Genomic DNA, 19,127 nt, shown 5'->3' on the forward strand with positions numbered 1-19,127 from the left:
TCACTTGATGCCGCTGAAGCCGATGGAGCTGACGACGCGCTTGGCGAACGCCATGAAGAGCAGCAGCATCGGCAGCGCTGCCACCAGGGTTGCGGCCATCAACCCGGCCCAGTCCGGCCCGGTCTGCGGTGTCTGCTCGTTGAAGTTCCCCAGGGCCACCGTGAGCACCCGGGATTCGTCGGTATAGCTGACCATCAGCGGCCAGAAGTAGTCGTTCCAGGCCGTGATGTAGGTCAGGATCGAGATGGTCGCGATTGGCCCCACCGACAGCGGGATGATCAGCACGAAGAACACCCGCACCTTGCTCGCTCCATCGATCAGCGCCGCCTCCTCCACCTCGGTGGAGACGTTCATGAAGAACTGCCGCAGGAAGAAGATCGCGAACGGCGTCATGAACAGGCTCGGCAGCATGATGCCCACCAGGGTGTCGATCAGTCCCAGCTCGCGGATCAACAGGAAGTTCGGCAGCAGCGTGAAGATCTGGGGCACCATCAGCGAGAGCAGGAAGACGCTGAACACCTGGTTGCGGCCCGCCCAGCGCAGCCGGGAGAACGCGTACGCCGCCATCGCCGAGAAGAACACCTGGCAGGCGGTGATACCGGTGGCCACCGCGACCGAGTTGAGCAGGTAGCGCCAGAAGTCGATCGAGGCGCCCGAGCCCCCCTGGGCGATCGCCTCCTCGGTGCTCTGCAGGCCGAACACGCGCTCGAAGCCGCCCCAGCTCAGGTCCACGGGGAGCAACGACTGCGAGTTCGCGTAGAGCGCGCTGTTGCTGGACAACGCGGTGCGCAGCATCCAGTAGAAGGGGAAGAGCGTGATCGCCAAGATCACGATCATGACCACCCAGGCGAGGACGCGGCCGGGGGAGAGGCGGGTGCGCTTCCTGTCGGGATCTCGGCCGGCGGCCGGGCGCACGGCGCTGCGGGTCGGAATGCGCGGTGTCGTCGATGACATGGTTGCCTCCCTCAGTCCAGGTCGGTCTGGCCGGCGCGGGTGATGCGGTACTGCACGAACGTCACGGCCACGAGCACCAGCAGCAGTGCGACGCTCAGTGCGGACGCGTAGCCGAAGTCGAACTGCGCGAACGCGTTGTCGTAGATGTAGAGCTGCAGCACCCGGCTGGCATCCACCGGCCCGCCGTTGGTGGTCACGGCAACCGTGTCGAACACCTGGAACGATCCGATCACCGAGATGATCAGCACCAGCCCGAGGATCGGCCGCAGCAGCGGCACCGTGACCGAGAAGAACGTGCGCACCTCCGAGGCACCGTCGACCTTGGCGGCCTCGTAGACCGAGTGCGGGATGGTCTGCAGGCCGGCGAAGATCAACAGCGCGGTGTAGCCCATGTGGCGCCAGACGTTGATCAGGGCGATGGTCGGGATCACCCAGGCCTCGCTGGTGAAGAATCCGATCCGGTCCAGCCCGAGCCAGGCGAGCAGCTGGTTGCCGATGCCGAGCTGGAAGTCGAGGATCCAGAAGAACACCAGCGCCGCCACCACGTTGGAGACGAGGTAGGGCGCCAGCACCAGGGACCGCAGCAGTGTGGACTGGCTGAGCCGCTGCATCAGCACGGCGATGATCAGGGCCACCACGGTCTGGATACCGATGTTGATGATCACGTACAGCAGCGTCACGCGGACGGCGTTCCAGAACACCGGGTCCGCCACCATCCGCGCGTAGTTCTCCAGCCCGATGAACTGCGCGGGCGTGAGAATGTCCCACGAGGTGAAGCTGAGCGCGATCCCGCGCACCAGCGGCCAGAAGTAGAAGACCACCAGGCCGATCGTCGCGGGCAGGAGAAAGATGAGGGCGAGGCGGCGGTCGTCCCGCCGCCGGCGTCGAGGCGCTGCACTGCTGCGGGCAGGCGCCACTGTGGCAGTGGCTGGGGAGTCGGACACGGCGGGGTCCTCCTTGCTTCCTTGCAGGGTTCGGGTGCGGTCGGTGGTGCTACCTCACCGGCTCGGCGGGTGGATCGATGAGCAACCACTGGCACGCGAGTACGGCTGCACCGCGCGCCCACTCGTCGAAATCGGAGGCGTAGAAGTGGACGACCGGCGGGTCGGCGTCCGGGTCGAGATGCTCGGTGAGCGCACGGTCCAGTACGGGCCGGGTGTGCTCGAGCACGCACAGGCCGTCGCCGGCCAGGACGACGGCGGGAAGGCCCAGCACGTTGACGAGGCCGGCCAGCACGATCCCCAGGGCGCGGGCGGTGTCCTCCAGCACGCTGAGCGCGGCAGGGTCCCCGGCCGCTGCGAGCTCACAGACCGCCTCCAGGTCGAGCTGCGGACGGGCGTGGGCGTAGGCCACGGCGCGCACGATCGGACCGGCCTCCAGGTAGGCGGCGGCACAGCCCCGGTGCCCGCGACCGCACGCCGGGCCCGAATCGCTCACGCGGGTGTGCGCGATGCGGCCCACGCCACCGGCCACGCCGGCGACGGTCTCACCCCCCAGCACCAGCCCCATGCCGATACCCACACCGATGGTCACCACGGCGAAGTCCTCGAGCTCGCGCCCCGGCCCGGCCCAGTGCACCCCCGCGGTCAGCGCACGCACGTCACCACTGATGACGGTGGCCAGGCCGGTCCGCTCCTGCACCATGCCCGCGAGCGGGACGTCCTGCCAGCCCAGGTAGAGGTTGTTGCGGACCTGGGTATCGAAGCGATCCATCGTGCCGGCCATCCCGATCCCCACGGACTCGACCGGGTGATCGCGGGACAATTCATTCACTAGTTGAATGATCAGCGAGACGACCGGCTCCACCGCGGTGTCGGTGAGGGGTCGGTGCGTACTGGCGAGGACGGCTCCCGCCGCGTTGGTGCGGACGGCGAAGGCCTGGTCGCCGGTGATCTTCACGCCGACGAAGTGGTAGGCGTCGACCGCCATGTCGACCGGGGTGCCGGGCCGCCCGCGGGAATCGCTCCCGGGCGCTGAGATCTCGGTGATCGAGCCGTTCGAGAGGAGCGTCCGTGCGGTCTTGGTGATGCTCGCGGGGGACAGGCCCAGACGTCTGGCGAGGTCGGCGCGCGGGAGCGGGCCACGCACTAGCAGCTCACGCAGGACAGCACGTTCCGTGCGGCCCAGCGAGCCGAGGAAGGGTCGGTCCATGCGTCGTCGCATGGACCGATCGTCACCCGGTTTTGTTCACCGTGTCAAGAGTCGATCGCTGCACGGGTGAGGCGCTCGACGCCGTCCCGGATCAGCGCCACCCGCTGGGCGATCGTGGCCTGCTGCGGTCGGCACGCGATCTTCAGCCCGAGCCACGGCGACGGGCCGGCCGCAGCGAGAGCCGCTCGTGCGTGCCCTCCGGTGAGCAACGAGTGCTCGGCGCCGGGCCGACCCTCGTCGTGATCGGGGGCGAACGGCAGGTGTGCGTCGGCCCAGGCCGGGCCGTACTCGGAGTCCTCGGCAGCGGTGCCCGAGAAGATCACCCCGCGCAGCAGTCCGGACTCCCGAGCCGTCCGGACGTGCCCGGGTACGCCGTCGGGGTCGCCGAGCTCGATCGCCGAGCGGCCCCAGTTGATCGCGATCCCGGCGGTGCCGGCGGCGCGCACCGCCTCGATCTCCTGCTCGAGGGCGAGAAAGCCCTTCGCCGTCGGGCGCCCGGGTCGCTGCCGGTCGCAGTGCTCGACCAGCACCTCGGCGCCCTGCCAGTCCCACCCTCCGACCGTGGTCAGGGACTCGGCCAGTGCCTGCGCGCTGCTGGTGGCCCCGGCCGTCGCGGGGGCGCTGTGCAGCTCGATCGCCCGTACCGCGGACTCCCCGCGTGCCTCGTTCAGGCGCGCCACGTCCTCACAGATCCGGGCGACGTCGGCGAGCGCCCGTCTCCGGCCGCCGAGGTCGGTCGAGGCCAGCCCGTACACCGGGTCGATGCTCAGGCGGTGCATGACCCCGCCGATGTGGGTGATCACCACCTGCCAGCCGGCGGGCAGGCGGTCGGCGTACCAGGAGTCCTCGTACGGGTGCAGTGAGGTGATCCACGGAACTTCGAGGCCCTCGACCCCTTCGATCTGCGCGAGCTCGTCGAGATAGGTGCGCTCGAGGTGGCGGCCCCAGTGCCGGCTCGTCGGTGAGGCGGCGTAGGCGCCCACGATGACCCCCGGTGCTGTTCCCATGACGCCTCCCCTTCTCTGCCCGGCCCAGCCTAGCGATGCCCGCGGCCCACTAGGCTCCGGGGATGGACAGCGTGCGGTGGGGAATCATCGGGGTCGGGGACGTGACGGAGGCGAAGAGCGGGCCGGGATTCCAGGCGTCGGAACGCTCCGAGCTGGTGGCCGTCATGCGCCGCGACGGCGCTAAGGCAGCCGACTACGCCCGCCGCCACCAGGTGCCCCGGTGGTATGACGACGCCGACGCCCTGCTCGCTGACCCCGCCGTCGACGCGGTCTATGTGGCCACGCCCCCGGACTCCCACCGCGACTACACCCTCCGCGCCCTCGCGGCCGGCAAGCCGGTCTATGTGGAGAAGCCGATGGCCCGCACGACCGCCGAGTGCGAGCAGATGCTCGCCGCCGCCGACCGGGCGGGCCTGCCCCTGTTCGTGGCCTACTACCGCCGCGCCATGCCACGTTTCGCGCGGGTCCGGGAGATTCTCGACGGCGGAGCCATCGGCCGGGTGCATGCGTTCCGGGTGGAGAACTTCGCACCGGCACCGTCACCCGTGTCCGGTGAGCAGCTGCCGTGGCGCCTACGCCCGGAGATCGCCGGCGGCGGGCTGTTCGTCGACCTGGCCTCCCACACCCTCGATCTGCTGGACCACCTGCTGGGGCCGGTCGCGCGGGTGCACGGGGTAGCCCGGAACGTCTCCGGCCTCGGCGACGCCGAGGACACGGTGAGCGCGACCTTCGAGGCGGGGGGCGCCGTCGGCACCGGCCTGTGGTGCTTTGCGACGGGGGAGTCCCGGGATGTCGTGGAGATCATCGGGACCAGCGGGTCGGTGACGTTCTCCAGCTTCGGGCAGGAGCCGCTGGTGCTGCGCCGTGGTGCGCAGGTCAGCGAGATCGAGGCGCCCTACCCAGCGACCGTGCAGCAGCCGCTCATCCAGGCGGTGGTGGACGAGCTGACCGGGCACGGCACCTCTCCCAGCACGGGACTCAGCGCGCTGCGCACCGCGCGCGTGGTCGACGAGGTGCTGGGGGAGTACCGGCGCGAGCAGGGCCTGCACTTCGACTGAGAGGGCGAACCGGCAGCACGGCCTCAGAGGAAACCATCCAGGCGGTCCATCGTGCCCCGCAGCCCCGAGTGGGTGCCGTGGAGGGTGTTGTAGACGATGTGGTCGAGTCCGATGTGCAGCAAGCATGCCAGCCGGCGCCCCGGGTCGCGCAACGGGTCGAGGCCTCGGTCCTGCCATCGTCGCTGCAGTGCGACCGTCAGTGAGTCGACGTCGAGGGTGGGGTGCCAGGGAGACCAGAACTCGAACCAGGTCAGATCGTAGAGATGGTCACCGAACCGGTAGCACCCCCAGTCGAAGACGCCGGTGATGCGGCCGGCATCGACGTGGACGTTGCGATTGATCCAGTCCGCGTGCACCAGGGAGACCGGCACCTCGACCGGGCACAGCTCGCGCAGCCGGGCGAGCCCGCGGTCGAAGATCTCCAGGGCTACGGGCTCGGCCCGGAGGCGCCAGCCCTCCTGCCACGCATAGGAGCCGACACCGAGCAGGTGCTCGCGCCAGGGCAGTGTGGGATGGCCGGGGGGAACCGGCACGTGCCGGAGTGCCTCGAGGATGTCGGCGAGCTGGGGCACGAGCCCGTTCCAGGTGGCCGCACCGACCTCCTCCAGCGGCGCCCCGGGCACGCGCTGGGAGATCGCGTAGGTCGTACCGGTGAACGGTCCACGGGCCAGGGTGCCGTGCTCGAGCACGGCCGGTACGGGAACCCCGTCGGGGGCGAGCCGGTCGACGAAGGCGTCCGCTCGGTAGTCCTCGGCGGGTCCCCCCAGGCGCAGTACCAGTGGGCGCGGGCCGACGTCGACGGCGTAGGCGCTCGACCACGCGCCACCGGTCACGGGTCTGACGCGGGCGCACCGGTACCCCAGGTCTGCCAGCAGGTCACTGACCGAGGTGACGTCCGGGCTCACCCGCCGAGCGTATCCCCGCCCGGGCACGACTCGGAATGCTGCGGGCTCCACCCGTGACGATACTGGCGGGATGGGTACCGACCACCAGGAGCACACCGGACGGCACGAGTCCATGGAACAGCGTGCCGACCGGAACTGGGACGAGCTCATGCAGGAACTGCGCGTGACCCAGACCGGTACGCAGATCCTGACGGGGTTCCTGCTCACCCTGCCCTTCCAGAGCCGGTTCAGCGAGCTGCGCACCGATCAGGTGGTGATCTACCTGTGCCTGGTGGCGCTCGGGTTGACGACGACGGCGTTCGCCGTCGCGCCGGTGAGCATCCACCGGATGCTCTTCCAACGGCGGCGTAAGCCGCAGATCGTGCGGTTGAGCAACCGGTTCGCCAAGCTGGCGCTGGCCACCATGGTCCTGCTCGTGGGAGGGATCGCGCTGTTCATCTTCGACGTCGTGCTGGGCCGGACCGCAGGCGTCGTGGCGGCCGGAGCGGGTCTGGTGCTCGCCGTCAGTCTGTGGGCGGCGCTCCCGCTGTGGGCGCGACGCGGTGACGAGACCGAGGACGAACGCGCCCGGGGGGAGGAGCGATGATCCTCGCCGCGACGGTCCTGGGCGCGGCGGTCATCGCCGTCGGCCTGTACGACATGTTCCGGAGCTTGCTGCACCCGCGGACGGGGGCCCCTCAGTCACGCCGTGATCGCGGCGGTCTGGCGGCTCTCCCGCCGGCTCGGTCATCGCCTCGGCTCGGCAGCCGGGCCGGTCGGGATGGTCGGTGCCGTGGTGCTGTGGGTGATGATGCAGGGCGTGGGGTGGGCGCTGATCTACATCGGCCATGTCCCGGAAGGTTTCAGCTATTCGCCCGGAATCGATCCTTCCAGGTACCACGACGGTGCCCAGGCGCTGTACATCTCCTTGGTCACCCTGGCGACGCTGGGCTTCGGCGACGTGGTGCCCACCGAGCCCGTGCTGCGCTGGCTCGCCCCCCTGCAGGCGCTGACCGGCTTCGGGCTGCTCACGGCCGCGCTGACGTGGTTCATGCAGATCTATCCGCCGCTGACGCGCCGTCGCGCCCTCGCGGTCCGTTTGCACGGGCTGCGTGAGAGCGGTTTCGCCGACGCCCTTCCCGCGCTCGGTCCGGCGGCTGTGCACCTCCTGACGGACGTGGCAGGCGAGCTCGACGCGGTGGGTGTCGATCTGGTGCAGCACAGTGAGACGTACTACTTCCGCGACGAGGAAGCCCCCCAGTCGCTGGCGCGGAACCTCTCGTACGCCGTCGCCGTGCGGGACGCTGCGCGCGGGTGCGCGAGCACGGCGGAGATGCGGGTCGCCGCCGCACTGCTCTCGTCCTCGTTGGAGCACGTCGCCGCACAGCTGCAGGGCCTGGTCCGCGCCGAGGGATCCGTGGTGCACGTCATCGAGTGCTACGCCGACGATCACCGAAGGGCGCCGAACTGATCTGTGGTGTCCGAGGGGGGACTTGAACCCCCACGCCCTATACGGGCACTAGCACCTCAAGCTAGCGCGTCTGCCATTTCCGCCACCCGGACAAGGGTGAGGCGAACACTCCCTGAGGGGTGTCCGCGACGCCGGTAAACATATCACGGCCGCCTGGAGGATTCGTAACCGGCGGCCGTGCCGATGATCACTGCGGTCCTGCCGTCCGCGCCGGGTCCCGGTCGCTCGACCCGGGCCCGGCGCGGACGTGTCAGGTGCTCAGCAGCGTCCCTCGACGATGCAGCGGAGCTGGCCCTTCATCTTCGGTGGCACATCCCGCAACTGCTCGCGGAACTCACTCGGTGGGTTGCCATCACCATCGCGATCGATGGTGAACACGACGGTATCGGCGCTCTCCACGTGGTCCGGGTTCTCCGGGTCGCCCAGCGCGTTCACCACCTCCAGGCCGATGATGTAGTCCCCGTCCGGCACGGACCATTCCTGGTTGTGACGTCCGGCGCGATAGACCGAGGCGAGCACACCGTCCCACGTGTAGGGGGTGAACGCCTCGGCGCCGGCGGAACGCCCGACGTACTCCGAGCTCAGGAAGGTCGCCGTCGGGCCGATGGCCGAGCCGCGCTCGCCGTCGACGGCCGCGTAGACGGTCATCTCCAGCGACTGAGCCGGGTGCTCGAGGTGGACGAGGAAGGTCGGGACGTCGCCATCGGACATCGAGTAGGTGGCTCCCTCGGGCATGAGGTTCCACTCGCCGTTCATGGTGCAGTCGACGCCGATCAGCCGGTCGCAGGCCGTGAGTTGACCCAGCACGGGCAGCCCGTAGCCGATGTCGGTCAGCATCGGCACCTCCTGGTAGTCCCCGGCGAAGCCGGCGTAGGGGACACGGATGGGCTCACCCTCCTGGGGCATCAGGGTGAGGTAGCCGCCGTACTGAGCCTGCTCCAGGTCCGCACTCGGTGCGATGGTCACGTCGACCGAGACGCTCGAGCCCGCGGGCACGGTGATCTCCGGCGGTACGTCCACGCTGCTCGGGCCGTAGAGGAACGTGGGGTTGTCCGGGTCCCCGCCTGCAGCGATCGCGTCCTCGGCCGAGACCGTGTACGTCACGTCCGCGTCGCCGTCGTTGTGCAGGCTCAACGTCCGCGAGACCGGACCCGCCTCGCTCTCGCCGAGCGAGAGCGAACCCGGTGAGACCCGGACCGAGCTCTGGATCGCGTCGTCGATGTCGAGCATCCCGGCGCCCTGGCGGAACACCGGCTCGAGGAGGCCGACGTCGGTGTTGAGCGACCAGAGTGCCGGATCTGCCGAGTTCTGCAGCAGGTCCTTGATCTGGGCGGGGTCGAGGTCATCACGTGCCTGCAGCAGCAGGGCCACCGCCCCGGCGACGTGCGGTGAGGACATCGACGTACCGGACTTGGACCCGTACCCTCCCTGCTCGAGCGGTATGGTCGACCAGATCTGGCCGCCGGGCGCGCCCAGGTCGGGCTTGAGCTGCAGGTCGGCGGCCATCCCGTAGGAGCTGAAGGCCGAGATCAGCCCACCGGTCGGGTTGGGCGCCGAGACGGTCTCGTCGGTCCAGACCATCTCCGTGGCCGCGCCGCCCTCGACCGCGGCGACGAGCGCCGTCCCGTCGTCGAGGGAGATCGACGCCACCGGGATTGTGATCGGGGTCTCGCCCTCCACGGTCGGGGAGACCAGGCCCGGTGCATTGTTGTAGAGCACCATCGCTGCCGCACCCGCCTCCTGGACGTTGGCCGCCTTGATGTGGAACGAGCACACCCCGCGCTGGACGATCACCGCCTGCCCGGAGTAGTCACCTGCCAGCGGTTCGCAGGCGAGCGGCAGGTCGGAGACGGCCAGCGGCACGGAGCCGGAGGTGGGAGCGTCGGCACCGCCGGTGGCGGAGACGTACGGGTAGACCTCGCCGTCGGGCTCGGTGCCGAAGGCGTTCGCCATGAACTCGGTGTTGTCGTAGGAGGCGACGCCGATGACGTCCTCGCCCACCCCGGGCGCTCCCGCCGCCCAGAGCCCGAGGTCACCGGAGTTGCCGATCGAGGCGACCACGACTACGCCGGCGTCGACGAGGGTCGAGCTCGCCTCGGCGGTCGGGTACTCCGGCCAGGAGGCGAACGCCGCGCCGATGGACATGTTGACCACGTCCATGCCGTCGGCCAGCGCGCGCTCCATCGCGTCGATCATGATGTCGGAGGTGGTCGAACCGTCGCAGCCGAACACCCGGTAGGCGCCGAAGGTGACCCCGGGGGCCACGCCGCGCACGCCGCCGGCGGCCGGATCGCCGTCACCACCGACGATGCCGGCCACGTGGGTGCCGTGGCTCTGGCAGTCGTCCGGATCCGTGTCGGGCTGGGGGACCGGCTGGTAGTCCTCGCTGCTGTCGTCGGCGTTGTAGCTGTCCCCGACGAAGTCGTAGCCGACGGGCACACGCTCGGTGGGGAACGTGGTGTCCGGACCGGATCCACCGAGGTCCGGGTGGTCGTAGTCGACGCCGGTGTCGATGATGCCGACCGCGATGCCTTCCCCGTCGTAGCCGAGCTCGCTCTGGGCGATGTCGGCGCCGGTGAGCTGCAGCGCCGTGGCCATCTCGGGCATCTCGTCCGAGCTCGGGGTGGGCGGCAGCTGCAGTGGGAGAACCGGGTAGACGGCCCGCACACCCTCGGCACTGGCGAGCAGGGCGGCGTCCGCGTCCGACATGTCCACCGAGAGGCCGGCCCAGAGCGCGGAGTACTCGCTGCGGACGCTGAGGTCGACGCCGAGCTCGTCGGCCTCGGCGAGCACGCCCCGGGCGTGACGGGAGTTCGACGAGGCGTTGCCACCACGGCTGGTGGGCGTGCCGGTGGTCTCGACCAGCCAGGCGCCGGTCGGCGAGGACTGTGCCTGCAGCCCGGTCGGCTCGGCGGTGGCACCGTGGTCCTCGGCCGTGCCGAGGTCGGTGACCTCGTCGGCCGTGGCGGCACTGATCGAGATCATGGCGGTCAGTGCCAGCGCGGCAGCACTGCCGATCGCGATGGCCCCCCGCCGGGTCCGGCCTGAGCCGGCTCGATCGGATCGACGCATGAAGGGTCTCCTCAACGTGTTCGACGCGCCCCGGGACGGGGGCGTCCACCGAACATAGCCCGCTGCGGCGGTTCTGTGAACAGAGTCACACGATCGCGCCCGGAGAAGCGGGCGGGAAAAAGAGAGCGGCCCCGACGCGTCGAGCGCAGTCGGGGCCGCCGCGCGACCGCCGTTCAGAGGGGGGCCGTTCGGCGGTCGCGGCTGACCGGAACTTCTACGCCTCCGAGGGGGACGGGGACTGATTCCGGCTTGCGCACGACTATACGACACACACCCGTCCCCGGGCGAGGCATCCATGAGGCAGATCACCGGTGTCGCTGCCATCGGGTATGAATGGTCGATGGCCTCACCCGTGCTCGCGTCGGAGAACCCGTTCGCCACCGCATCCACGCTGCCCTACGGTCTTCCCGACTTCGCGGCTGTGCGCGTCGAGCACCTTGGCCCTGCGCTCGAGACCGGGATGGCGCAGCAGCGTCAGGAGTGGAGCGAGATCGCGGCGGAGCCGGCCGCGCCGACCGTGGCGAACACCCTGGACGCGCTCGAACGCTCCGGCCGTCTCCTGACCCGCGCCGCACACGTCCTGCACACGCTGGTGGGATCGATCGGCACCGGCGACCTGCGCGCTCTCGAGACCGAGATGGCTCCGCGACTCGCCGACCATGCGGACGCGTTCTGGCTCGACGACCGTATTTATGGGCGTCTGCGCACCCTGGCCGAGTCCGGCGAGGCCACCGATGCCGAGACGGCCTGGGTCCTGCAACGCTACGTGCGCCGGTACGAGCGGTCCGGGATCCTGTTGGCCGAGGCTGAGCGAGCGCGGCTCCGGGAGCTCAATGCCCGGATCACCTCGGCGCAGACGCGATTCGGCCGGCGGGTCGTCCAGGGTCTGGAGGCGGGCGCGGTGCCTGCGGCTGCGGCAGAGCTCGAGGGCCTGCCCGCGAGCACGATCTCGGCGCTGCGTCAGGCCGCATCCGAGCGCGGCCGGGACGGCGCGCTCGTCACGCTCCGCCTCCCGACGGCACAGCCGATCGTGGGCCAGGCCCCGCACCGGGAGCTGCGCCGCCGGGTCCACACCGCCTCGGTCGCCCGCGGGAGCGGTGCGGATCCGGAGTCGGACACCCGCGCGCTCGTGCTCGACCTGTCCCGCCTGCGTGCCGAACGGGCCCGTCTCCTCGGGTTCAGCCATCACGCCGACTACGTCGCCCAGGGCGCCACCGCCCGGACGGCGGACGCCGTCACCGAGATGCTGGGGCGGCTAGCCGGCCCTGCCGTGGCGAACGCCGACCGGGAGGCGCAGGCCCTGCAGCGCGCGCTGGACCACGACGAGCCGGGGGCGCGGTTGCAGCCCTGGGACTGGGCCTTCTACTTCGACCGGGTGCGGCAGCAGCAGTACTCCTTCGACGAGAGCGGACTGCGTCCGTACCTGGAGCTGGACCGGGTCATCCACGACGGCGTCTTCTACGCCGCCGAACAGCTGTACGGCATCACCCTGGCATTGCGCCCGGACCTGCGTGGCTACGCCGAGGGGGTGCGGGTCTACGAGGTCCGCGAGGCCGACGGACGCGGCCTGGGTCTGTTCGTGGCCGACTTCCACGCTCGCGAGGGCAAGCGTGGAGGCGCCTGGATGCACCACCTGGTCGACGCCTCCGGCCTGCTCGGTGACCAGGCCGTGGTGGTCGACAACCTGAACATCGCCAGACCCTCGCCCGGTGAACCCACGCTGTTGAGCTGGGACGAGGTCATCACCGCCTTCCACGAGTTCGGCCATGCCCTGCACGGCCTGTTCGCCTCCTCCCGGTACCCGTCGGTCTCCGGGACGTCCGTGCCCAGGGATTTCGTGGAGTACCCCTCGCAGGTGAATGAGATGTGGGCGTGGCACCCGCGTGTGCTGGCCCGCTTCGCCCGTCATCACGTCACCGGCGAGCCGATGCCGCATGCGATGGTGGAGCGCCTGCGTGCGTCCCAGGCCTTCGGCGAGGGGTTCGCGACCACCGAGTACCTGGCTGCGGCGCTGCTCGATCAGGCGTGGCACCGCCTCGGCCCCGACGACGTCCCGGCCGAGCCTCACGAGGTGGAGCCGTTCGAGATGCGCGAGCTCGAGGCGTACGGTCTGGCTCACCCGCTGGTGCCGCCGCGCTACCGCTCGACCTACTTCAACCACACCTTCGGCGGCGGCTACGACGCCGGCTACTACTCCTACCTCTGGAGCGAGGTGCTGGACGCCGATACGGTGGACTGGTTCCGCCAGGTGGCCGCAGACAGCGGCGACGGCGGGTTGAACCGCGCCGCGGGCCGGCGTTTCCGGGAGGCGCTCCTCTCGCGCGGTCACAGTCAGGACCCACTCGACTCCTATCGCGACCTGCGCGGCCGCGACCCCATCATCGACCCCCTGCTGCGACGCCGAGGACTGGACTCATGAGCACCGAGAACCGCACGCCGACCGCCACCGAGCTGGACGCGGTCCGCATCTGCCGCGACCTGATCCGCATCGACTCCTCCAACTACGGCGACGGCTCGGGGCCGGGGGAGCGCGAGGCGGCCGAGCACGTCATGGCGCTGCTCACCGAGGTCGGCTACGAGCCGGTGTACTTCGAGTCCGCCGACCGCCGCGCGAACGTCGTGCTGCGCATCCCGGGTACCGACCCCACCCGCCCCGCGCTGGTGGTGCACGGCCACCTGGACGTCGTCCCGGCCCAGGCACGCGACTGGAAGATGGACCCCTTCGGCGGCGACGAGATGGACGGCATGATCTGGGGCCGCGGGGCCGTGGACATGAAGGACATGGACGCGATGATCCTGGCGGTCGTGCGTGACATGAAGCGCAACGGCTGGCAGCCTCCCCGGGACCTGATCGTCGCCTTCTTCGCCGATGAGGAGCACGGGGGCACCTACGGGGCCCGCTACGCGGTGGAGAACCGCCCGGAGCTGTTCACCGGTGCCACCGAGGCGATCAGCGAGGTGGGGGGATATTCGGTGGAGGTCGGTGGGCAGCGCGCCTACCTGCTGCAGACCGCCGAGAAGGGCATCGCGTGGCTGCGGATGATCGCCGAGGGGACGGCGGGCCACGGATCGCAGATCCACACCGACAACGCCGTCACGCGACTGGCCGGTGCCGTGGCGCGGATCGGCGCGCATCCGTGGGGCACCGAGCTGGCGCCGACGGTACGTGCGCTGCTCGACGGCGTCTCCGACCTGACCGGGGTGGGCTACGACCCGGAGGACCGGGCGTCCATCGATGCCCTCGTGAGCTCCCTGGGGTCGACGAGCAAGTTCGTCGGGGCCACGCTGTCCACGTGGGCCAACCCCACCCAGCTCGACGCCGGCTACAAGGCCAACGTCGTGCCCGGCAGCGCCGAGGCGGTGATCGACGTCCGCTTCCTCCCGGGGCAGGAGGAGGCGACGATGGCCACCCTGCACGAGCTGGCGGGCGAGGGTGTGCGGTTCGAGGACATCCAGCGCTCCATCGCGCTGGAGGTGCCGTTCGAAGGCGATCTGGTCGACCACATGGTCGACGCGTTGCGGACCGAGGACCCGGGCGCCGTGGTACTTCCCTACATGCTCTCCGGCGGCACCGACAACAAGCACCTCGCCGACCTGGGCATCACCGGCTACGGCTTCGCCCCGTTGCGGCTGCCGCCCGAGCTCGACTTCGCCGGGATGTTCCACGGTGTCGACGAGCGTGTGCCGGTGGCGGCGCTCGAGTTCGGTGTGCGCGTGCTGGAGCGCTTCCTGCGCTCCTGCTGAGTGCCGGGCGCGGCCGGGCTCAGAGCGTGCTGGCGACCCGGATGATCCGGCGCCGCAGCCACACCTTCCTCGCACCGCCGAGATAGATGCGGTGTCGGGCCAGCTCCCACCGCCCGTACTCGGCCTGCTCGGTCAGCAGCTGGCGGACGTCGGAGCGGCTCGCGCTCGCCGGGATGGAGACCACCCGGAACTCGTACTGGGACGCCGACGGCCGCGACCGCGGCCTGCTCGTGACTGCCATGCCGACACGATAGTGGCCGCCTCGGCGCGGGCGCTCGATCTGAGCGCCGGAGGGCGCCCGGCGCGGCCGCCGAGGCGGCACGACAATGGCCCTGCACCCGCTCGGCCCGAGGTGCTACGGTCGGGCCATGGCCAAGGATCTGCGCGCGGCGCTGGACGATCTGCTCACCGCCTTCGAGGCTCACCTCGACGCCGCGGAGGCTGCGCAGGAGGACGACGACCCGACGGTGATGAACGCAGCTGCCGCACTGGCCGATGCGTTCGAGAACTACGACGAGCTGCTCTACGAAGAGCTCGGTGTGGACACCCCGTTCGTCGTCTACGACGGTGACGAGGACGATCTGGACGACGACGACCTCGACGACGATCCCGGCAGCGGCGACACCGATGACTACGACGACGATGTCGAGGTCGACGCGGACGAGCCGCGCTGAGACCCCTCAGCGGCGCTCGGGATAGCCGAGCACCGGGGCGGTGATCTCGTCCAGCGCCTCCCGGATCTGGTCCGGCAGCTCGAGGTCGGAGCCCGCGAGGGACCCGCGGAGCTGCGCGGGGGTCCGCGCGCCCACGACGGCGGAGCTCACCCCCGGCGCATCCCGTACCCAGGCGAGGGCCACCTCCACGGGGGCACGGCCGAGACCGTCGGCCGCCGTCACCACTGCCTCGACCACGCTGCGCGAGCGGTCGGTGAGATAGGGCTCCACGAAGCCCCGCAGGTGGGGGGAGGCCGCGCGCGAGTCGGCCGGCACGGATCTGCGGTACTTCCCGCTGAGCACACCGCGCCCCAGCGGGGACCATGCCAGCACCCCCGCCCCCAGCGCCATCGCCGCCGGAGCGAGCTCACGCTCGATGCCGCGCTGCAGCAATGAGTACTCCATCTGCACCGCCGCAAGCGAGGGGCCCTCGCGCTCCAGCAGCGTGGCGGCCCGGGCGGTCTGCCAGGCGGGATGGTTGGCCAGGCCCACGTACCGCGCGCGCCCGCTCTCGACGGCGTGACGCAGGGCCGAGATCGTCTCCTCCAGCGGCGTCCCCGGATCGGGCGCCTGGACCAGCCACAGGTCCAGGTGATCGGTCCCGAGCCGCCTGAGGGTGCCCGCCAGCCCGTCGAGGAGCGCACCGCGCGAGGCATCCACCCGGCCGTCCCGCACCCCTGCCTTCGAGCACAGCAGCACCTCCTCGCGCTCGACCACGGTGCCGAGCAGGCCGCCGATGACCTCCTCGGCGGCGCCACCCGAGTAGGTGGCGGAGGTGTCGAGCAGCGTGCCCCCGGCCTCAAGGAAGACCTTGAGCTGCTCGGCGGCCTCGTGCTCGTCCGTGTCGCGGCCCCAGGTCATGGTGCCGAGCGCCACCGAGGAGACGCGTAGCCCGCTCGCACCCAGTCGCCGTGTCTGCATGCGTGCGAGGTTACCCGCCATCACCGGCTCGGCCGGTTATCGTTGGGCCCCGTGACATGGTGGGAAGCCCTCGTCCTGGGCATCATTCAAGGACTGACCGAGTTCCTCCCGATCTCCTCGAGCGCCCACCTGCGCATCGTGGGGGACCTGATGGGACGCGACCCCGGCGCGGCGTTCACCGCCATCACCCAGATCGGGACCGAGGCGGCGGTGGTGCTCTACTTCCGCCGCGACATCGCCCGCATCATCAGCCGCTGGGTGAAGGCGCTCCCGGTGGGGCCCTGGCGCCACCAGGTTCCCGCGAGCGATCCCGACGCGCGGATGGGATGGTTCGTCATCTGCGGTTCCATCCCCATCGTGGTGCTCGGACTGCTGTTCCAGGATGCGATCGAGCACGCACTGCGCAATCTCTACCTCACCGCGCTGGTGCTGGCGCTGTTCGCGGTGATCCTCGGGATCGCCGACGTGCGCGGCCGCAAGGAGCGTGAGCTGACGCAGCTGACCTGGAAGCACGCCTGGCTGTTCGGCTTCGCGCAGGCGCTCGCCCTGGTGCCCGGGGTGTCCCGGTCCGGGGGCACGATCACCGCCGGCCTGCTGATGGGCTACACCCGCGAGGCCGCGGCGAGGTATTCGTTCCTGCTCGCGATCCCGGCGGTGCTCGGGTCCGGCTTCTACCAGCTGGTCAAGAGCGGCGGCACCGGGGGAGCGGCCGGGTTCGGGCCCACCCTGCTGGCCACCGTGGTCGCCTTCGCCGTCGGGTATCTGGTGATCATCGCCTTCCTGAAGATCGTCTCCACCTACTCGTATCTGCCGTTCGTCTACTACCGCATCGTGCTGGCCGCCGTGGTGGTGGTGCTGCTGGTCGCGGGAGTCCTCGCCCCGCTGCCGAGCACCTGAGGGGTGCCTGAGCGTGCGCACCCCGGGCACTGGTTAGGCTGACTGCGTGCACTCCTGGACCAGCCCCGCCGTCCCCACGCTCCCCGGCCGGGGCCACACCCCGCGACTGCGCGACACCGCCTCCGGGGCCCTGATCGACCCGGCCTCCGACGGCGTCGGGAGCCTGTACGTGTGCGGCATCACCCCCTACGACTCCACTCACCTGGGGCACGCCTTCACCTACGTGGCCTTCGACACCCTCAACCGGGTCTGGCGGGACGCCGGCGTGCGGGTGCACTACGCGCAGAACATCACCGACATCGACGATCCGCTGCTCGAGCGGGCCGCCGCCACCGGGGTCGACTGGCGCGACCTGGCCGAGGACCAGATCGAGCTCTTCCGCTCCGACATGGCCACGTTGCGGGTGATCGCGCCCGACCACTACATCGGTGTGGTGGAGGCGATGGATCTGGTGGTCGAGGCGGTGGAGACGATGCTCGCGGCCGGTGCCGCCTACCGGGTGGACCAGGACGTCTACGCCGACCTCGCCAAGGACTCACACTTCGGCTCGGTCAGCCACCTCGACGGCGCCGCGATGGACGAGCTGTTCGCCGAACGTGGCGGGGACCCGGAGCGGGCAGGCAAGCGCGACCGGCTCGACCCCCTGCTCTGGCGCGGCCGGCGCGAGGGCGAACCACACTGGGACGGCCGCTCCCTGGGACCCGGGCGGCCCGGCTGGCACATCGAGTGCGGCGCCATCGCCGCGCGCTACCTCGGCCTCCCGGTCGCGGTGCAGGGTGGAGGGAAGGATCTCGTCTTCCCCCACCACGACATGGGCACCAGTCACCTGCGCTTCCTCCCCGGCGCCGGCGGCGCGCCCTCGCCCGAGCCGATCCGCTGCTTCGTGCACACCGGGCTGGTGGGCTACGAGGGACAGAAGATGAGCAAGTCGCTGGGCAACCTGGTCTTCGTCTCGCGTCTGGTGGCCCAGGGCCTCGACCCGCGGGTGATCCGGCTGGCGCTGCTCGACCACGCCTACGCCCGCTCATGGGAGTTCACCGACGACGATCTTGCCTCTGCTGCCGCCAGGCTCGACCGGTGGCGCAATGCCTCCGGGTCGGCGTCCTCCGGTTCGGGCGGACCCGCCGCGACGGACCATCTCGAGCGGCTCCGACTCGCCCTGGCCGACGACCTGGACACGCCGGCCGCGCTCCGTGTTGTGGACGCCTGGGCGAGCGAGCAGGGGGCCGGCGATCCCGGCCTGCTGGCCGACGCCGTCGACGCCCTGCTCGGTGTGCAGCTGCGGGACTGAGCAGCCCCCGGCCTCAGGCCGGGCCCCGCCCGGGATCACGACGGCGCAGGTACTTCTCGAACTCCCTGGCGATGGCCTCACCCGAGGCCTCCGGCAGCTCGGCGGTGTCCTTGGCCTCCTCGAGCTGCTGGACGTACTCGGCCACCTCCGGGTCGTCCGAGGCGAGCTCGTCGACGCCGTCCTGCCAGGCCTTGGCCTCCTCCTGCAGGTCACCCACCGGGGCGGGCTCCCCGAGCAGCTCGTCCAGGGCGCTCAGGATCGCCAGCGTCGCCTTCGGCGAGGGCGGCTGTGCGACGTAGTGCGGGACGGCTGCCCACACGGTCAGGGCGTGCAGGTCGCGGTCGGCCGCGAGGTGGGTCAGCACACCCGTGATGCCGGTGGGGCCCTCGTAGTCGCTCTCGTCCACGTCCAGCAGGGCCTGCACCCGGCGGTCGTCCGAACTCGTCTGCACGGGGATGGGACGGGTGTGCGGTACGTCGGCCAGCAGCGCGCCCAGGCAGACGACGGTGCCGACGCCGAGGTCCTCGGCGACGTCGAGGAGCTGGTGGCAGAAGTCACGCCATCGCATCGACGGCTCGACCCCCTGCACCAGCACCACCCGGCGCCCGAGCCGCGGGCTCGTCGCCACCGAGACCGTGGTGCTCGGCCAGGTCAGGACCCGTCGTCCCAGGTCATCGCGTCCGATCATCGGACGGCTGACCTGGAAGTCGTGGAAGGTGTCCGGGTCGAGCCGGTGCACCTCGGTCGTCTCCCAGGCCTCGGCGATGTGCAGCAGCGCCGCGCTGGCGGCCGACCCGGCGTCGTTCCACCCCTCGAACGCCGCGATCATGATCGCCGGCGTGCTCTCGGCGGCCTCGTCGCCGGCCTCGGGGTCCGGGCCGCGGTGTCGTGGGGGAGTGCTCACCACTCCAGCCTACGACGGCGCGCCCACCCGGCGCGTGTCGCCGCCGCAGCCGGCAGCCGC

At 70.8% G+C, this 19,127-nt stretch carries 17 protein-coding genes and 1 tRNA gene; 8 read left to right on the forward strand and 10 right to left on the reverse strand.

The features are described from left to right. From LQF12_RS07270 to LQF12_RS07285, 4 genes are read right to left on the reverse strand one after another with little or no spacing between them, the layout of a single operon-like run. Complete coding sequence (locus LQF12_RS07270) at positions 1-954, reverse strand: carbohydrate ABC transporter permease (protein ID WP_231055298.1); 954 nt, start codon at positions 952-954, stop codon at positions 1-3. An 11-nt stretch (positions 955-965) separates the two neighbouring features. After that, positions 966-1,898: a carbohydrate ABC transporter permease gene (locus LQF12_RS07275; RefSeq protein WP_231055299.1), complete on the reverse strand. Its 933-nt coding sequence runs from the start codon at positions 1,896-1,898 to the stop codon at positions 966-968. A gap of 49 nt (positions 1,899-1,947) precedes the next feature. Further along, a complete protein-coding gene (locus LQF12_RS07280; RefSeq protein WP_231055300.1) occupies positions 1,948-3,117 on the reverse strand; it encodes an ROK family transcriptional regulator in 1,170 nt (389 codons plus the stop codon). Between the two features lie 32 nt (positions 3,118-3,149). After that, entirely contained in the window at positions 3,150-4,112 is a 963-nt protein-coding gene (locus tag LQF12_RS07285; protein WP_231055301.1) for a DUF4862 family protein, read from the reverse strand. Positions 4,113-4,174: 62 nt separating this feature from the next. Here LQF12_RS07285 and LQF12_RS07290 point away from each other — a divergent pair, with 62 nt between their 5' ends. After that, entirely contained in the window at positions 4,175-5,170 is a 996-nt protein-coding gene (locus LQF12_RS07290) for a Gfo/Idh/MocA family protein (protein ID WP_231055302.1), read from the forward strand. 23 nt (positions 5,171-5,193) lie between these two features. Here the strand turns inward: LQF12_RS07290 and LQF12_RS07295 are convergent, their stop codons facing one another. Next, entirely contained in the window at positions 5,194-6,075 is an 882-nt protein-coding gene (locus tag LQF12_RS07295; RefSeq protein WP_231055303.1) for a phosphotransferase family protein, read from the reverse strand. 70 nt (positions 6,076-6,145) lie between these two features. Between LQF12_RS07295 and LQF12_RS07300 the strand changes: the two genes are divergently transcribed. Then, a complete protein-coding gene (locus LQF12_RS07300; RefSeq protein WP_231055304.1) occupies positions 6,146-6,661 on the forward strand; it encodes a DUF6328 family protein in 516 nt (171 codons plus the stop codon). A 102-nt stretch (positions 6,662-6,763) separates the two neighbouring features. Beyond that, on the forward strand, positions 6,764-7,525 hold the full coding sequence (locus LQF12_RS07305; RefSeq protein ID WP_231055305.1) for a potassium channel family protein: 762 nt from the start codon (positions 6,764-6,766) through the stop codon (positions 7,523-7,525). Between the two features lie 4 nt (positions 7,526-7,529). Here LQF12_RS07305 and LQF12_RS07310 read toward each other — a convergent pair. Together LQF12_RS07310 and LQF12_RS16410 are read right to left on the reverse strand one after the other, a co-directional pair. Then, positions 7,530-7,617 (reverse strand) — tRNA-Leu (locus LQF12_RS07310). 166 nt (positions 7,618-7,783) lie between these two features. After that, on the reverse strand, positions 7,784-10,597 hold the full coding sequence (locus LQF12_RS16410; protein WP_290370745.1) for a S8 family serine peptidase: 2,814 nt from the start codon (positions 10,595-10,597) through the stop codon (positions 7,784-7,786). Positions 10,598-10,892: 295 nt separating this feature from the next. Here LQF12_RS16410 and LQF12_RS07325 point away from each other — a divergent pair, with 295 nt between their 5' ends. Both LQF12_RS07325 and LQF12_RS07330 read left to right on the forward strand, forming a co-directional pair. Further along, a complete protein-coding gene (locus LQF12_RS07325) occupies positions 10,893-13,016 on the forward strand; it encodes a M3 family metallopeptidase (RefSeq protein WP_231055306.1) in 2,124 nt (707 codons plus the stop codon). After that, the gene (locus LQF12_RS07330) at positions 13,013-14,341 is read left to right on the forward strand and encodes a M20/M25/M40 family metallo-hydrolase (protein WP_231055307.1); all 1,329 of its coding nucleotides are present in this window, start codon (positions 13,013-13,015) and stop codon (positions 14,339-14,341) included. Before LQF12_RS07325 ends, LQF12_RS07330 begins: the two co-directional genes overlap by 4 nt. A 19-nt stretch (positions 14,342-14,360) precedes the next feature. Here LQF12_RS07330 and LQF12_RS07335 read toward each other — a convergent pair whose 3' ends face one another. Then, a complete protein-coding gene (locus LQF12_RS07335; protein ID WP_231055308.1) occupies positions 14,361-14,582 on the reverse strand; it encodes a DUF5703 family protein in 222 nt (73 codons plus the stop codon). Between the two features lie 127 nt (positions 14,583-14,709). On the opposite strand from LQF12_RS07335, the gene LQF12_RS07340 reads away from it, so the two are divergent. Next, on the forward strand, positions 14,710-15,015 hold the full coding sequence (locus LQF12_RS07340; protein WP_231055309.1) for a DNA primase: 306 nt from the start codon (positions 14,710-14,712) through the stop codon (positions 15,013-15,015). A gap of 6 nt (positions 15,016-15,021) precedes the next feature. Here LQF12_RS07340 and LQF12_RS07345 read toward each other — a convergent pair whose 3' ends face one another. After that, positions 15,022-15,975 carry an aldo/keto reductase gene (locus LQF12_RS07345; protein ID WP_231055310.1) on the reverse strand — a complete coding sequence of 318 codons (954 nt, stop codon included), beginning with the start codon at positions 15,973-15,975 and terminating at the stop codon, positions 15,022-15,024. Between the two features lie 51 nt (positions 15,976-16,026). Here LQF12_RS07345 and LQF12_RS07350 point away from each other — a divergent pair, with 51 nt between their 5' ends. Then, the gene (locus LQF12_RS07350; RefSeq protein ID WP_231055311.1) at positions 16,027-16,872 is read left to right on the forward strand and encodes an undecaprenyl-diphosphate phosphatase; all 846 of its coding nucleotides are present in this window, start codon (positions 16,027-16,029) and stop codon (positions 16,870-16,872) included. Positions 16,873-16,918: 46 nt separating this feature from the next. After that, entirely contained in the window at positions 16,919-18,163 is a 1,245-nt protein-coding gene (gene mshC / locus LQF12_RS07355) for a cysteine--1-D-myo-inosityl 2-amino-2-deoxy-alpha-D-glucopyranoside ligase (RefSeq protein ID WP_231055312.1), read from the forward strand. A gap of 13 nt (positions 18,164-18,176) precedes the next feature. On the opposite strand, the gene LQF12_RS07360 is transcribed toward mshC, so the two are convergent. Further along, on the reverse strand, positions 18,177-18,992 hold the full coding sequence (locus tag LQF12_RS07360; protein ID WP_231055550.1) for a PAC2 family protein: 816 nt from the start codon (positions 18,990-18,992) through the stop codon (positions 18,177-18,179). Between the last annotated feature and the right edge of the window lie 135 nt (positions 18,993-19,127).

The sequence above is a fragment of the Ruania suaedae genome (assembly GCF_021049265.1).
Lineage (GTDB): Bacteria > Actinomycetota > Actinomycetes > Actinomycetales > Beutenbergiaceae > Ruania > Ruania suaedae.

Bases quoted from the DNA above. Each gene is read 5' to 3' on its own strand.
- LQF12_RS07330 (WP_231055307.1), top strand. From the start codon at position 13,013: ATGAGCACCGAGAACCGCACGCCGACCGCCACCGAGCTGGACGCGGTC.
- LQF12_RS07345 (WP_231055310.1), bottom strand. From the start codon at position 15,975: ATGCAGACACGGCGACTGGGTGCGAGCGGGCTACGCGTCTCCTCGGTG.
- LQF12_RS07270 (WP_231055298.1), bottom strand. From the start codon at position 954: ATGTCATCGACGACACCGCGCATTCCGACCCGCAGCGCCGTGCGCCCG.
- LQF12_RS07290 (WP_231055302.1), top strand. From the start codon at position 4,175: ATGGACAGCGTGCGGTGGGGAATCATCGGGGTCGGGGACGTGACGGAG.
- LQF12_RS07285 (WP_231055301.1), bottom strand. From the start codon at position 4,112: ATGGGAACAGCACCGGGGGTCATCGTGGGCGCCTACGCCGCCTCACCG.
- LQF12_RS07325 (WP_231055306.1), top strand. From the start codon at position 10,893: ATGAGGCAGATCACCGGTGTCGCTGCCATCGGGTATGAATGGTCGATG.
- LQF12_RS07340 (WP_231055309.1), top strand. From the start codon at position 14,710: ATGGCCAAGGATCTGCGCGCGGCGCTGGACGATCTGCTCACCGCCTTC.
- LQF12_RS07280 (WP_231055300.1), bottom strand. From the start codon at position 3,117: ATGCGACGACGCATGGACCGACCCTTCCTCGGCTCGCTGGGCCGCACG.
- LQF12_RS07335 (WP_231055308.1), bottom strand. From the start codon at position 14,582: ATGGCAGTCACGAGCAGGCCGCGGTCGCGGCCGTCGGCGTCCCAGTAC.
- LQF12_RS07360 (WP_231055550.1), bottom strand. From the start codon at position 18,992: ATGATCGCGGCGTTCGAGGGGTGGAACGACGCCGGGTCGGCCGCCAGC.
- LQF12_RS07300 (WP_231055304.1), top strand. From the start codon at position 6,146: ATGGGTACCGACCACCAGGAGCACACCGGACGGCACGAGTCCATGGAA.
- LQF12_RS16410 (WP_290370745.1), bottom strand. From the start codon at position 10,597: ATGCGTCGATCCGATCGAGCCGGCTCAGGCCGGACCCGGCGGGGGGCC.